Source organism: Oculatella sp. FACHB-28 (assembly GCF_014696015.1).
In the GTDB taxonomy this organism is placed as follows: domain Bacteria; phylum Cyanobacteriota; class Cyanobacteriia; order Elainellales; family Elainellaceae; genus JAAUTN01.
Genome location: NZ_JACJPJ010000023.1, coordinates 14440 through 28677, shown reverse-complemented (window position 1 = coordinate 28677; position 14238 = coordinate 14440). Strand labels below are relative to the sequence as shown.

The window sequence follows — 14238 nt, the reverse complement described above, 5'->3', positions numbered from 1 at the left end:
TGAATTGAAAGATTTATTTCAAGCCATCTAATCGCAAATGGGAAAGAGGAAGCTTCTGATGATAAGAGGTGATGAAAAAAGCGGTGATCTGAGTACCCAGATCTGACAGTTTCTCTGTCACTGCCGCCGTGGAGAAGTGTCAGGATGTCACTGTGTTAATCAATAACGCTGGTGTTGGATTCAATCAACGCTTTTTGTCAGCTGATCTAGTGAAGATGCGCTCTGAGATAGAAGTAAATTACCTTGGCACATTCCTGATGTGTCGCGCCTTTGCTCCGGTTCTTAAAGCCAATGGAGGCGGGGCAATTGTCAATATGCTGACCATTCTGGCAAAGGTAAATTTTCCGCTTAATGCTTCTTACAGCGCATCTAAAGCAGCAGCGCTCTCTTTAACTCAAGGAATTCGGGCAGAGCTAACATCTCAAGGCACATTAGTCATTGCGGTGATGCCAGGAACCGTGGATACAGGCATGAGCAAAGCGTTTCCACCACCAAAAGTGGCTCCAGAAGAAGTGGTGAGGGCCGCGCTACAAGCAGTTGTTGATGGGGTGGAAGAGGTTTATCCAGGTAAGCAAGCTCAGGATATGGAAGCTCAGTTGCTCTCCAGCCCAAAAGCCGTCAAGCAGTGGATGGCAACGATGGTTGCAGAGTAGTAATACGTTTGCAGTGTATTAGCAGTACAAAAGGAGGTTAGTCGCAAGATGATGAACATGACTCAATACTTACCGACATTTCTCAATGGATTAGATGCATGGGCACTTCTAGGACTGCGAGTCACCTGGGGAAGCGTGCTTGTCATGTATAGCTTTCCAATGGCAAAAAATCCTTTTCACTGGATGGATATGGGCGGTAAACCATCTGGATTTCCAGGTTTACTCCAGGCGCTGGGCGCACTGTCCGTTTTGGGGGGTGGCATTGCTATTATTGCTGGTTTCCTGACCCCTTTAGCGGCTCTCGGTTTAGTAGGAGCCATGCTGGTTGCGTTGTTCCTGCATCTGGTTCAGAGACATCCATTTGTTAAGCCAGCACCTGATGCACCAGGAGAATCCTATGACAATTCGTTGCTCTATCTGGCGATCGCTATCCTATTTATATTTCTAGGTCCCGGTTCGTTTTCACTCGACTCCATTTTCTTTGTCCAGTAGATGATTTTGCGGTAGTGCGTCAAATACCCCTCTTCTGTCACTCTGAGAGGAGGATAAATTCTCGTGCTGTTGATGTACGGTTTAGCTGAATTCATCCAGTCTGATGCCAACGAATTTACGTTGTTTCAGCTATTCTTCAGCCAGAGTGATGAAAGCTGTTCAAGAGCTATCCTGCTCCTTATGTGTGAAAGAAACAGAATTCTGTTGCGCCGTTTCCTAAACTTGTGCCGTGCCTTGACAGTTAAGACCGAGCCCTCACTGATGCACTTGGCTCGGATGAAAGCTTGGTCCTGGACTAGGACGGTGATGACATTGGTGAAGTGAATAATCACTATCCCGTTTAGGAGACTCTATCGTCCGTCACTAGAGACTATCTGTTCTGCATCTGCGCCAGTATTTGAATCTCTTGAGCAACTTTGGCAATCGTAGTTTTGGAAAGCTCCGTTTCCAGTGCTTGCTGTGCTTTAGCTGTTGATCGCGTCAGAACTTCCTGAATATTGCGCCCTACAAAACAGTTTTTGTCAGGTGGTGTTCGGTGCATCTCAAAAATGTTGGGTTCTTCAACCACCTGAAAAACATCAAGCAATGTAATCTGGTCTGCTGGTTTTGCCAGAGTTGCCCCTCCTCCATACCCTAGTTGAGATGAAGTCAAGCCTGCTTCAGCTAACATCGATAGAATTCTCCGAACCACAGTTGGATTGGTACTGGCACTACTAGCAAGTTGCTCTGAGCGGACTACGCGACCGTCATTCACTGCTAAAGCAGCCAAGATATGTACCGCAACTGCAAAACGGGTACTTGTAGGCAAGACAAACCCTCCCAAGACACTAATTGTGTAGCTGTGTCTGCTACACAATTTAGCGTATTTTTTGGACTAGGCAGCACGACGAAAAGAGATAAAGTCAGGCAGTTCTAGGGGTACAGTCACTCCCTTTTTTACAGCAGGACGAGTTGCAACCCGATCAAACCAAGCCTTCAGATTCGGATAGGAGTCGATCGCAAACCCCTGACGAGTCGAACACCACAACCAACCAAAATGGGCAATATCAACGATTGAGTACTCATCCAAAAAATATTCCCGTCCTGTGAGTAATGTTTCAAGCACTGCGGTCAAACGCTCTCCTTCCTTCAAATACCGCTCAACTGCATAGGTTGGTTTTTCTGGAGCAAATAGGCTGAAGTGCGCTCTCTGACCGAACATTGCACCAATGGATGCCGCTTGGAAGAAGAGCAGTTGTAATCCTCTCCATCGTTGTTGAACGTCTATTGGAAAAAGCTGTCCAGTTTTTTCAGCCAAGTACAGCAAGATCGCGTTGGATTCATAGATGGTGTGCTCGGTTTCGTGATCAACGATGACTGGAACTTTTGCATTCGGATTGAGTGCGATAAATCCAGGATTAAATTGCCCACCTTCCCGAACATTGATGATTCTGGTTTCATACGGAAGCCTCAACTCTTCTAAAGCAATGCTGACTTTGTGAGGATTGGGGGAGCCATGAGCATAAAGAGTGATCATCACGCACCTTTTGTAATTGTGTAACTAACACAGTTACAATTTAGTCAGGGGTCAGTTGTTTGTCAAGCAGTTGGTTGATTGCAGAAGTTGCCGTAAGGGGAAGATGTAGGTTGTAATAGCGATGAATAAAACCGTTGGGCTACTTCATGTTGAGTGGAGACAATAGTTGAAAGCTTCTCTGTCAATCCTCAGAACCAGGTTTCCTGAAAGTCTTCCCAGGAAAGCCTTTTGAGAGCCTCAATAAAGCAATTGCCCTTTTGTTCTGCTTTCTCACCCTCTAACGATTTACAACCCGCTCGATCGCCTCAAGTGCTTCATCACACCATGCCACCCAGTCTTCTTGATAGCGAATCGCTCGACGGATAATCAGGTGCATATAAAGATCTTTGAGTTCGAGCGAATCTAAATGATTGGCAAAATGTTCATCCATCTTTTTTAGGTGTTGTGCCATTTCCCTGTGGAGTTTCTGGCGGCGCTCAATTTCGCGGCAAACCACCTGATTTGGCACGAGATGTCCTGCTAATCCCATCACACCTAGATCCTCACGGATAGCAGTGGGTTCTGTCGGTTGGCTTAACCAGTCGATCAGTAATTGGTTTCCTTCGGGAGTGATGGAATAGATTTTCTTATCTAAACGTCCAGCCTGGGGAATTGCCTCGTAGGTGACACAACCTTGTTGCTCTAGCTTGGCAAGTTCAGCGTACACCTGCTGTTGACTCGCTTTCCAAAAGCAGCCTCCAAATCCTTCCGTAAATTCTTTGGCGACTTCATAACCACTCAAAGGTTGACGTGATAAAAAAGCGAGAATTGTGTGCTTGAGAGCCATAAAGGTAAAGGGTCCAGCGATTTAGGACCAAATCATTCTTGACGGGTTCCATGATTTGAGTGTACCTTAGTTTTTGTATTCAAAAGATTGAATATAAAAACTTAAATATTGGTATGGAAATTTGCAAAATCGATTGAGAACCCGGTATGGTCCTTGGGCTGTTGTCACGGGTGCCTCATCTGGCATCGGGCGTGAGATGGCTCTGAAGTTGGCTGAGGAAGGGTTGAATCTTGTCTTGGTAGCGCGAAGTCAAGCTGTGTTAGAGCAGATGGCGAAGGATTTACGCGATCCCTATGGGATTGAGGTGCGCCTGGTCATCAAGGATTTAGCGGTAGAAATGAGTGTAAACAGCCTTGTGGCGCAGACTGACGATTTGGATGTGGGGTTACTGGTAGCGGCAGCAGGTTTTGGAACATCAGGAGTATTTCTTAATTCCCAATTGGAACAAGAGATGGAGATGTTGAATGTTAATTGTCGCTCGCTCTTGGGGCTAACTTGGCACTTCTCGCAGCGGTTTGCCCAGCAGCAGCGGGGCGGCATCGTGTTGATGAGTTCGATCGTGGGATTTCAGGGGATGCCTTTTGCGGCTCACTACGCAGCGACCAAAGCCTATGTGCAGACCCTAGCGGAAGCTTTGTATGTAGAACTTGCACCCAAAGGTGTGGATGTGATTGCTTCTGCACCAGGTCCTACCAACAGCGGTTTCAGCGATCGAGCAGGGATGAAGGTGGGCAAGGTTTTAAGTGCAGGAGAAGTGGCTGATAGTGCGTCAATTTGATGTGGGATTGATAGAGTAAAGAGGCTCATCAACTAGAAAACACGCGATGGTATTAAATGTCAAGCTCCTAGGGCTCTTCTCAGCTTTTGGTGATCTTAGGGCATGATCAAGATATCTCCCTTTCAGGATTTCAAAGGACGTGGAATTCCTTCGACATTCTCTGCCAGATACCCAACAAATTTACTTGGACAACTGGAACCTCGATACGGTTAATCACCATCTATTCGTAACCGTCTCATCAACTCAAAGAACTGCCCAATGTCCCCTTTGTGGCGTTTCTAGCCACCGTGTTCATAGCGGCTATGAACGCAGCCTGCAAGATCTCAGTCTGGCTCAATACAGCATGACCTTGCATTTACACGTTCGCAAATTCTTTTGTCTCAATTCCAATTGCCATCGTCGGATTTTCACAGAACGGTTAGCACAATTGGTAGCTCCTTGGGCTAGAAAGACCCTGCGATTGGTAGAGAGACTACAAGAGATCGGGCTCTCCTTAGGAGGTGCAGCAGGATCTCGTTTAGCGCATCATCTAGGAACTACCGTGAGTGGGAGTACACTTTTGAACCTGATCAAAAGGCTTCCTCTGCCTCAATTTGCAGTGCCAAAAGTTCTGGGGGTCGATGATTTTGCCTTTCGTAAGGGACAACGCTACGGCACGATTTTAGTGGATTTAGATCGTCATCAACCGATTGCTTTATTACCAGACCGCAAAGCAGAGACGCTAGCGGAGTGGCTGATTCAGCATCCTGGGGTGGAAGTGCTGTCGCGCGACCGCTCCAGTGCCTATAAAAGTGGGATGATGCAAGGGTCACCAGACGCTATACAAGTAGCTGACCGATTTCATTTAGTGCACAACTTGGGGGAGTCTCTAGAGCAGGTTTTCAACAGCTATCGAGCAGAACTAAAAGTGGTTGAACATAAGCAGCATAAGACTTTCACATCTGCGACAACGGAGGTTGTGATAGCCAAGCCCACTGCTACAGCCCAAGCCCAAGCGCAAACCCAAACTGCTTATCAACAGCGTGTTGGGCAACAGCAAGATATCAAAAAACTGTATGAACAAGGGTGGTTGCAAACAGAGATTGCTCAAACGGTTGGGGTGAGTGTACGAACCGTACAGTGATTTCTGGCGCTACCCGATTTTCCACCCACCCCGACTCGAAAATGTACTTTTGGTAAAAGCGTGCTAGACCCCTACAAACCGATGCTTCTGGAGTGGTGGAATGAGGGAATCAGGCAGCCTAGGACTCTTTTGGTTCTTCTGCAAACGCAAGGATACAGTGGCAGTGACCGGACATTGACCCGTTACATTAGCCAGATACGTGAAGCAGAGGGACTAGCTCCTGCTAGAGTGCTACCTCCCAAAAACCTCCCAAAAGTTGTTGACCGGCAAACACCACCACTCACTCCACGTCGGGTTGCATACTTAGTCCTGAAGCACCAGAAGAATCGGGACAAAGACGAGGTTCAATTGCTAAATGATTTAGTTGCAGAACATCCCGATATTGCAATGACAATTGGTTTAGCAGATGAGTTTTTACGAATGCTGCGTCAGCGTCAAGCCGAAGCTTTTGACGATTGGTTAATGAAGGTACTGAAGAATGCATTAAAACCTTTGCAAACCTTTGCTAACGGTCTTTTTGATGACTATGCCGCAGTCAAAGCCAGTATGCTGAACAATGTCAGTAATGGTCCAGTGGAAGGATTAAACAATCGGTTGAAGATGTTGAAACGACAAATGTATGGACGAGCCAATTTAGACTTACTCAGCAAACGCTTTATCCTCACTGCAAAAGCAACACCTACAGAGTTACAAGCTTCCTAAAGAGATATCCCAAGAGCACCAAAAGCTGGGAAGAGCCCATCTGCATTGTCACCTAATACGATGGAATGTCCGCTGTGTGGTCATAGCAAAGCTCACAAATACGGCAAGATGCCCAATGGTCATCAACGTTATCTTTGTCCTGCTTGCTTGCAAACCTTCTGTGAATCCTTTGATAGTCTTTACTATCGTCGCCATATCAGAGCTGAACAAATCCGCCAAGTGCTGCAAGCGCATAGTGAAGGCAGTAGTTTGCGTGGGATTAGCCGCACGACTAAACTGGCTTACAACACAGTCGTCAGCATTATTCGTGCTGCCAGCCAAAAAGCACAATTGGTACACAACGGGGAAGTTAAAGCGGTCGAAACTGAGGAAGTTAGTGCCGATGAGATGTGGTCATTTGTTTCAAAAAACAGAAGCAATGCACAACTGGGGAGCTGAACCGGGGCAATTGTTGGATTGGTTTAAGTCTTGCCTGCTCTAGTGGTTTGATTCTCACTGCCTGTGTGGGCAAACATACGGATGCATTCATTGAGCAATTAGTCGTGAACACAGAAGGAAAGACCCACTGCAAGCAATTCAATACTGATGATTGGGGTGGATACGAATGAGTCCTGCCACCAGAGATAGGACATTACATTGGTAAAGACAAAACACAGCGATTAGAGCGCACCAATGGAATTGTGCGGCAACAAACAGGGAGATGGCACCGACGACAGAATAAGTTCGGCAAACTATGGGAACAAACCAAAGTGACAACTCGGTTAGTCGTGAGTTACTTCAACTGGATTTGGCAACACAGCCGACTCAAAAACACTGCTGCTCAACGAGCAGGATTAACGACGCGATTATGGATTTGGCACGACATCGCCACCTATCCCACATTAATCTAATGCACTACCGGCGACAGCAACATTCAAAGTAAGGGCGATCGCCACTTCTGGGCAATACCAAAGGGAGACGCTCGGAACTAAATGCAGAGGGTTGTTAAAAGACTTGAGCAAGCAGAAGTTGAGTTAATGCCCAGGCGATCGCCCAATGCTGCCGACCCTAAATATTGGCTAGACATTGAAAAATGCAAAGCCCGAGATTCCGTTATTCCGGCGAGACGGTCGGCTTAACCTTTGGAAAGTATGTCTCCATCGCACCGCTTCAACCACCCCATCATGCTCTGCCAAAGCGACTTAAAAAACACCATAACTTTCCCTAACTTTTAGGCATCGCCACCGCCGAGGTTAGCGAATACATTGATGTACATGAGGAACGAAGCGGGAACGACACAACGAACCCAACTCGCTCCCTCCACAAAAGCTTGAAGTCACTCCACAACCTGCTGCATGTCATCTCTCCCAGATGGCATCAGCAAGTGCAACTCCCACCGGAAAGCTTGCAACCTGCAAGGTTCCTGCCTGGGCAGATTGCTCTGCAGTGTTGCGCTTCAAACTGCAATCAACTCATCAACCAACATCCAATTCATCCACAAGAGGAGACCCCGATCATGGCAACCATCAATGGCAACAACCGCAGCAACGTTCTTCGTGGTACTCAGCAAGACGATCTGATTAAAGGATTAGGTGGCAACGACGTCATCAACGGCAGAGGTGGATTTGACCAAATATTTGGCGGCAATGGCAGCGACCGCATCCTGGGCGGCGTGGGACATGACCAAATATTTGGCGAAGCAGGCAACGACCGACTGTTTGGCGAAGCAGGCGACGACCGGATTCGAGGGGGTGCAGGCGACGACCGAATGGATGGCGGAGTAGGCGACGACATTCTAAGTGCAGATGCGGGCAACGATATTGTTCTCGGTGGTGTGGGCAACGACCGCATCCTGGGCGGTGCAGGCAACGACCAAATCTGGGGTGGGGCAGGAGATGACGCTATCAACGGTGGTGTGGGCAACGACACGATCCGCAGCTACGGGGGTGGTACACCTGAGTTTGATCGGCTAACGGGCGGTGCCGGGGCAGATGTCTTTGTGATGACAGATGCCGCTGGCAACCAGTCTTACCTGAACGACGATTTGTTGAGCACCGCTAATTCCAAAGGATTTGCCCTCATTACAGACTTTCAGGCTTCTCTGGACAACAAGCAAGACTCCGTTGTACTGGACGGCTTCTCACAACACTACAGACTCACACCCGTCTCTTGGGGACAGGGGTTTGGTAGAGCCAATACCGATGCCTTTACCGATGTTGCTTTGACTTACATTGGTTCTGAGCAAGACAAAAATGATGTGGTTGCCGTGTTCCAGGATGTCTCGACTCAATTCGTCAACAACTCTGCAGGTTATCTCAACAACCCTAATGTGTTTACCTTCTTGGGCTAAGCCGAGTAGTCCAGGTACTAGGGAGGGCTGTGGTCGAAACCGCAGCCCTCCTTTCAGGTAAGGAGTTGGGCGTTGCTGAATCAAGGCATGAAACGAGAAGTTACGATAATGGATTCTGGACGGGATGAAGTCCGAAGGGCTGTTATGCAATGTTTCGCCAATAGCCTTCACAACCTCCGCCCCTGTAATGAACGCAGAAGCCACCCTACCAATCTTTGAAACAGCCCTAAAGCAAGACTATAGGCAGCGACATTGAGGGCAAATCCTCTCAGATCGGCGTAGAAATAATCTTCCGCCCCGACCTTCCCCCAACCACTCGTCGGTGAGCCTCCCTCTGCATCTCGAACGAACGGAATTGGAAAGCCTGCTCTTTGTTCTCCAAACTTACACTGTCCAACTTGGCAGGGTTGCGCTCCTGTGCAGAGTTCTTGACAAATAGCTGGCTGTTTATAACGTAGAGAAGCTAGTGTTAACCCTATTCCCGTAAGGATGGTTAAAGCGATTAGGGTTACTCTGCGAGCGAAAGGATTGCTTCTTACTGCCATTGAGGTTACTGTCTATGCTTCAGCCTTTCAACCTTAACAGTTTGCAACTGTGCGATCGCCCCTGTCCTAATGTTGGGCATCGCCTACTCTGGCATCCAGTACTTTAAGAGCCAGGGCATCTGTATTGGCTGATGGCGATCGATAATTCGCCTGATTGTTGTTTAGAAAATCTACAAAGTTTGTAACCTGATCGATATCAACAGCAGTTACCTCATTGTCGATGGGGGCAACCAATGTTTTGCGCTCCTCCTCCAAGAGCGTGATTTTCTCAGCAAAAATAAACTTTTGGATACTGAGTAATACCGTTTTCATTGTAAAAAATCCTCTTAAAACGTTTCAATTAACTTCTGGCAAAGCCATCGCTAACGGGTACTCTGCACGAAACTTAATTGAAGCTTTGTACGGTAGCCCGACCGCAAGGCGAAACATGCTCATTGTTGCTTGCTCCAGGACAAAAACCGCTAGAATGAACACTTAATTCGGTATTGCTTAAGGTTCTGTTGCAAAAATCGGTCGATGGTAAGGTAGACAAGCCGAATTGTTCAGTGGAGTTATTTTTGAGCTTAACGTCTGTCAGAGAATCTAAAGTATTTACACCACTGAGAACAAAGCAACCTCTCTGCCTATAGGTTTAACCAAGTCTACACATTACATATCCACAGTGTCAGTCATAGAAGGTTAGAAAAAAGTCAGATGCGCCTACCAGTTACTTCTACCAAAATTCGCAATTCTGAGAGTTAGCCTAGGTCCTTTAACGTCTGCACTCACCAATGCAGGTGTGTTCTATACTACAAAACCTTTGAGCCTGCGTAGTACTTAGCTATGGATTCACGATGCTGTTCCTATTGAGTAGTTGTAGCCGCTATGTTATCCATTTTCTTCAACCCAGTCGGTGGGAAAAGGTGACATCTTCCCTTTGCATTGAAGATAACAAAGATAAAGATTTTAGACTAATCCTAGCAGCAGATTAGAGCACAGATGCGTAACCGTCTAACCTTGAGATAACGATAGGATACTGACATTGCTGACGAAACGTTGCTTAACAAACTGAAAGTTCTGAATCTCTATCGTTCTCTAGCTAAATATCATTGAACAACAACGGAATGGGTAATTTAGGCATGAAGAAATAATTCGCCAGCAGTGTCTAGCATAAGAGCCCAAATGCTGTGTTAAACGACAGATTGTGAGTGATGAGCCGACGTATCATTACCTGTTCCTGCAACGCAACCGGCTGCCGTGTGTTTCCTGCCTTGGTGACTCTCTCAGCCCAAGTGTTGCGACAGTCGCAAGGCTAGACCCGCAAGAGTGCGGACGGGATTTGCCGCAGTACTGATTGGCATGACAGACATATCGCAAACATACAGACCGGTAGTGCCTCGAACCTTGAGGTCTTCGTCCACAATCGACTCTTGGTTGAAGTTAGCATTGCGGTTAGGCTTCCACGGCATCCGTAAAGTGCCGCAGGCATGATGTACGGTTCCCCAACCGAAGGGCCATTGCTTGCCCTCGCCCTCGCCATAATCACCAGTAATCAAGTTCACATCATTGAATTCTGCAAAGACACGATCTCGCGTTTGATTGAGTAGATTGAAGAAATCCTGACGCCCCTTCGTCCAGCCCGCGAGAGCCGGGAAGCGGGACTGCAACAAATCATCCAGCATCGAGAATCTCTTGAAGCGGATGTTGGGGGTGTAACCGTCGTTGGCGTGCGAGAAAATACCGTTATCATCATCCAGGCAATTGGCGAAGCTGAACTTGATATCTATACGGGTCTTGCTTGTATCGTCAACGACTGGCTCAGCAGAGGGGTCGTTGTTGCGTAGGTGCCAGTATTCGTGATTGACGTTCATCTCGATATTAAAGGGATAGATCAGATGTCCGTTAGCGTCAAGCTTACCGCGTGAGTAGAAGATGATCTTGGCATGATCACGGCGGCTGAGAGAAATTCTTTGACCATTTCTGCCGAACGACGAAACAAAAGCCTGAGACTCTCCAGTAACGGGATGATCCGTTAAGCCGAAGCCTACAAGCTGCTTAACGCGATCGGGCAGATTTTGGTAAATCGCAGAGCGATTGATCAGCTTGGGACTTTCCGTGGAACCAGCGGCAATCACGACTTTAGGCGCATAAAAACTAACTTGCTCTCCTGTGATGGTATTGGTGGTTTTCACTTCATACCAATCAAATGGCACGTTGTTAATGGCTTCTACGAAGCTGTTGAGCTTGATGAAGAGTCCATTGCCATCTTGCTCCGCACCAGGTGTTAACCCCACTTGATTAATGAGCAGTTCAGCCGTGTTGAAGACACCAGTCGGTTCTGTAAATAATTGACTGCGCGGCGTACCATCGGACTCGAGATAGGGTTGATGCAGAGCGCGAGATGTCTCCTGTATCAAAAAATCATCATTCAGACTACTATTGCTGAAATGCTCCACCAATTCCTTTGCTTTTCTGCCCAGTGAGATCGACTCATTCATTCGTTCGCCAGCCAGCTCAAGGTAACGTGTGTCCAAATCCTGGCGAACGTTGTTTGGGAAGAACTCCAGTTCCCAGTCCTGAATATCCGGGATTAGACCTGACCAAAAGATGGAGCGTCCACCAAAAGCTAATTGGGGCTTTTCACCAATGAAATGAGAATCGCTTGGTGGCTGCTTAAAGTTATCGACGCCAAAATGCTTTGCCACAGTATCGTTGGGTACCCGACTGATGTTGTAAACATGTGTGGGATAAATGAAGGAACCAGCATCCAACACCAGAATGCGATGACTCTGACCCAGCCGATCCGCTAGGTCGTCGGACAGAAAGCCGCCACCCATTCCGGAACCAATGATAATGAAGTCAAAATCTCTGTTGGCACCGTCATAGTCTCGGATCAAGCGGGTGTGGGCTTGGGTCTTCTCTGCAACTAAATTTACGTAGTTGTTTTGAAATGGCATCTCTCTTTCCCTAATCTTTGTTTGTAAGTCTCTGCTTTAACCGCTAGAGTAAATGGCGTCGCTAAATAGAGATATAAATTGATGTTGAACCGGAACATCTCAAAGTCGAAGGTAGTGCGATCGCTCGCCTGGAAGTTAGGTTGACGAAGGAAACCCAACAGTTCTCTACACACTGACTTTATCTGCTTCAGCGATCGCCAATTCTCAAGCTGGTTAGCATTCAAACTTCTCAACAAATTGTCGAGGTTTACTGCAAACGGGTCGAACCTACCCTCAATTCAGGAGAAACCGAGTGTCGCAAAATTCAATCTCCATATCGAGGTTTGCTTGCTCATGCAGGGATGCCAGCAAACTGGATGAAGTCACCAATAGTCACGATCGGATCACCGTTGGATAGCTTCACACCTTGGCTAGGGTCCCAACCGCCTTTCTGACTGAGATAGGACTCTGGGTCATTAAGAATTTGACCGATAATCGTCTCGCAAATGATGCGACTGCCAAGCTCTCCAAGCGAGTTACCGTTAGCACGAACCTCAGACTCCTTGAGCACATAGAACCAGAGCGGTGTCCGATTGAGAAAGCCGTTCTCTTCCAGAACTTGGTTTAAGCTTCCGCTGTTGCCTAGGCGCAGTTCATCAGAGCTCAAAGGGTCTACACCCATTGCCTTCGCGACACTCTGTCCTGTTGGAATATTGAGTAGATATCCACGCAGGAGATTGCGTCGAGCCAGGCGCTTTAGGATGATCTTAAAGTTTGGATCAGGCTCATCATTACCCTCATTAACCATGTCTTTGAGGGGAGGTGCCAAACGAGTATCAATCTTGCGTGCGAAGTGATCAGGGAAGAAACTGCCCTTGTTGACGAAGCGATCCCACTCAATGATCCAGTTAAAGGGCAGCACATCGGTCTGACCAAGGAACGGGTTCGGGATAACTTTAGTCGGGTCTTCTCGATCGCGCGTGAATCCGTTGCCGGTAAAGGCAAAGAGTAAATCAAAGGATGCGTTCGGGATCACCCTACCGGGGCGTCCAAAGTTGCGGTTGTGGTCATAGGCAGCACGAACCATAGTGTGCCCGAAACGATAAGCTGCAACGGAAAATTCCAGCGGCATAAATGGTTCGCCGTTGCGTGGTGCGTAGTGCTTTGGTCCACTAAGCAAGATCTTATCGGGTATCCCGGCGATCGTTATGGTCTTCAGATAATCGTGGACGACAAGCCACTGATGGTGCCAACGAGTGAGCTGTCGAGCACGCTCAAACAGCTGAAACTCTCCACCCTTGTAGCTAGGTTCGTTGGTCTGCAACCAATCTACAACCGCATTGTGGAAGCGTAAAAAGGCAGTGTGGAGCTGCGCAATGATGAGGTTCTCGTCATTACGAGCATCGGCAATTTGCGCAATCTTATTAACACGTGGCAAATCCCGTTGCAAATCACCATCGGGAGGAATGAAATCCCCAGGAATTCCTTCACCTTCAGGTGTACCTGGCGGGTTTGTGGCAACGGTGCCAACCTTGAACTTGATACCGTCATAGAAGCTGCTTGCCCGAGTTGGGTTGCTTGAATCAACCGTTGGTCCATCACCGTAGACACTATCAAGATTGACCGTCGGCTGCCGCAGGTTCTTCAGCTTCATCACAACCTCTTCTGGAGGAAGTGGCTTCAGATTAGGAACAGTAATGTCACTGGTCGTTGAATCGCGATCTGTATTAGCAGTCAGGTCATGGTCGATAAACTGCCCCCAATAGGTGTAGACCGGGGGGATCGTCGAGTTCTCTGTTGGCTGTAAAGGATCTTCTCCCGGTGATAAGGAGTCTTCCACCATGGCATCACCCAAAGCCTTAAGAGCAGTCACAACCGTGGCAGGGTCGTCCGCTGGCAGGTGAGCTGCTGGATCGGTCGTCAGATCTAGGAAAAGATAGTCGAATTTCGTTTCAAAAGGGTCTTCATCGCCCACCGCATCCGCAGCTAGGGTAATGGACTCCTGCTTCCTAGCTAACTCAGCCGCCTGCGGAGATTTATCTTCCAGAATGTGTCCACCATGCTTGATGTTAGACAGAACTTGCCCACTTTTCAGAGTTTGCTCACTTTGTTGCATCTTATTTTCTCTTTTTGTTGTTTTGCTTAGCTCGTTGGTAATCATGGCTTACACTGCTCTACCAACTCTCTACAAAGATCCGAAATTCACCAGCAGGTTATCTTCCTTTATGAATTAACTTTGCCACTCAACTCATTTCAACGCTCTATGAGATTAGGACACGGAGGTGGGGAAGGAGACATAAAATTGCTGCTACGAGTTTGTTCATGAGGCATAACAGGCAAGTTTATAGAACGACCGATG

General features: G+C 47.6%; 14 protein-coding genes and 1 pseudogene. 8 read left to right on the top strand and 7 right to left on the bottom strand.

The window, feature by feature from the left end:
* Positions 1–128: 128 nt before the first annotated feature.
* Positions 129–653 (top strand): SDR family NAD(P)-dependent oxidoreductase, encoded by a 525-nt coding sequence (locus tag H6F88_RS01365; RefSeq protein ID WP_190640958.1) that lies wholly within the window; start codon positions 129–131, stop codon positions 651–653.
* Between the two features lie 57 nt (positions 654–710).
* The gene (locus H6F88_RS01360; RefSeq protein WP_190640957.1) at positions 711–1145 is read left to right on the top strand and encodes a DoxX family protein; all 435 of its coding nucleotides are present in this window, start codon (positions 711–713) and stop codon (positions 1143–1145) included.
* A 370-nt stretch (positions 1146–1515) separates the two neighbouring features.
* Here the strand turns inward: H6F88_RS01360 and H6F88_RS01355 are convergent, their stop codons facing one another.
* The 3 genes from H6F88_RS01355 to H6F88_RS01345 form a co-directional block, all read right to left on the bottom strand.
* Positions 1516–1953 (bottom strand): Rrf2 family transcriptional regulator, encoded by a 438-nt coding sequence (locus H6F88_RS01355; protein WP_190640956.1) that lies wholly within the window; start codon positions 1951–1953, stop codon positions 1516–1518.
* 66 nt (positions 1954–2019) lie between these two features.
* Positions 2020–2661: a glutathione S-transferase family protein gene (locus H6F88_RS01350; protein ID WP_190640955.1), complete on the bottom strand. Its 642-nt coding sequence runs from the start codon at positions 2659–2661 to the stop codon at positions 2020–2022.
* A gap of 277 nt (positions 2662–2938) precedes the next feature.
* A complete protein-coding gene (locus tag H6F88_RS01345) occupies positions 2939–3487 on the bottom strand; it encodes a PadR family transcriptional regulator (RefSeq protein WP_190640954.1) in 549 nt (182 codons plus the stop codon).
* Between the two features lie 133 nt (positions 3488–3620).
* On the opposite strand from H6F88_RS01345, the gene H6F88_RS01340 reads away from it, so the two are divergent.
* From H6F88_RS01340 to H6F88_RS01320, 6 genes and pseudogenes are all read left to right on the top strand, one after another.
* Positions 3621–4265, top strand: coding sequence for an SDR family NAD(P)-dependent oxidoreductase (locus tag H6F88_RS01340; RefSeq protein WP_242050341.1), 645 nt, complete (start codon positions 3621–3623; stop codon positions 4263–4265).
* 139 nt (positions 4266–4404) lie between these two features.
* Complete coding sequence (locus tag H6F88_RS33000) at positions 4405–5388, top strand: ISL3 family transposase (protein WP_347277649.1); 984 nt, start codon at positions 4405–4407, stop codon at positions 5386–5388.
* A gap of 60 nt (positions 5389–5448) precedes the next feature.
* Positions 5449–6090, top strand: coding sequence for a transposase (locus H6F88_RS32995; protein WP_347277648.1), 642 nt, complete (start codon positions 5449–5451; stop codon positions 6088–6090).
* A 60-nt stretch (positions 6091–6150) separates the two neighbouring features.
* Positions 6151–6980, top strand: a pseudogene (locus tag H6F88_RS01330) (IS1 family transposase).
* A gap of 81 nt (positions 6981–7061) precedes the next feature.
* Entirely contained in the window at positions 7062–7208 is a 147-nt protein-coding gene (locus H6F88_RS01325; protein ID WP_190640953.1) for a hypothetical protein, read from the top strand.
* A 377-nt stretch (positions 7209–7585) separates the two neighbouring features.
* Complete coding sequence (locus H6F88_RS01320) at positions 7586–8419, top strand: calcium-binding protein (protein ID WP_190640952.1); 834 nt, start codon at positions 7586–7588, stop codon at positions 8417–8419.
* A gap of 167 nt (positions 8420–8586) precedes the next feature.
* Here H6F88_RS01320 and H6F88_RS01315 read toward each other — a convergent pair whose 3' ends face one another.
* The 4 genes from H6F88_RS01315 to H6F88_RS01300 all read right to left on the bottom strand — a co-directional run bounded on the left by H6F88_RS01315 (position 8587) and on the right by H6F88_RS01300 (position 14040).
* A complete protein-coding gene (locus tag H6F88_RS01315; RefSeq protein WP_190640951.1) occupies positions 8587–8964 on the bottom strand; it encodes a hypothetical protein in 378 nt (125 codons plus the stop codon).
* A 66-nt stretch (positions 8965–9030) separates the two neighbouring features.
* Positions 9031–9276, bottom strand: a complete 246-nt coding sequence (locus tag H6F88_RS01310) for a hypothetical protein (protein WP_190640950.1) — start codon at positions 9274–9276, stop codon at positions 9031–9033.
* 950 nt (positions 9277–10226) lie between these two features.
* On the bottom strand, positions 10227–11900 hold the full coding sequence (locus H6F88_RS01305; RefSeq protein WP_190640949.1) for a GMC oxidoreductase: 1674 nt from the start codon (positions 11898–11900) through the stop codon (positions 10227–10229).
* Between the two features lie 331 nt (positions 11901–12231).
* Positions 12232–14040, bottom strand: a complete 1809-nt coding sequence (locus tag H6F88_RS01300; RefSeq protein ID WP_199333399.1) for a heme peroxidase family protein — start codon at positions 14038–14040, stop codon at positions 12232–12234.
* Positions 14041–14238 lie beyond the last annotated feature (198 nt).

Coding starts and splice junctions, on each gene's coding strand:
- H6F88_RS01300 (WP_199333399.1), bottom strand. CDS start 14,040: ATGATTACCAACGAGCTAAGCAAAACAACAAAAAGAGAAAATAAGATG.
- H6F88_RS01310 (WP_190640950.1), bottom strand. CDS start 9,276: ATGAAAACGGTATTACTCAGTATCCAAAAGTTTATTTTTGCTGAGAAA.
- H6F88_RS01350 (WP_190640955.1), bottom strand. CDS start 2,661: ATGATCACTCTTTATGCTCATGGCTCCCCCAATCCTCACAAAGTCAGC.
- H6F88_RS01305 (WP_190640949.1), bottom strand. CDS start 11,900: ATGCCATTTCAAAACAACTACGTAAATTTAGTTGCAGAGAAGACCCAA.
- H6F88_RS01345 (WP_190640954.1), bottom strand. CDS start 3,487: ATGGCTCTCAAGCACACAATTCTCGCTTTTTTATCACGTCAACCTTTG.
- H6F88_RS01315 (WP_190640951.1), bottom strand. CDS start 8,964: ATGGCAGTAAGAAGCAATCCTTTCGCTCGCAGAGTAACCCTAATCGCT.
- H6F88_RS01325 (WP_190640953.1), top strand. CDS start 7,062: ATGCAGAGGGTTGTTAAAAGACTTGAGCAAGCAGAAGTTGAGTTAATG.
- H6F88_RS01320 (WP_190640952.1), top strand. CDS start 7,586: ATGGCAACCATCAATGGCAACAACCGCAGCAACGTTCTTCGTGGTACT.
- H6F88_RS01360 (WP_190640957.1), top strand. CDS start 711: ATGACTCAATACTTACCGACATTTCTCAATGGATTAGATGCATGGGCA.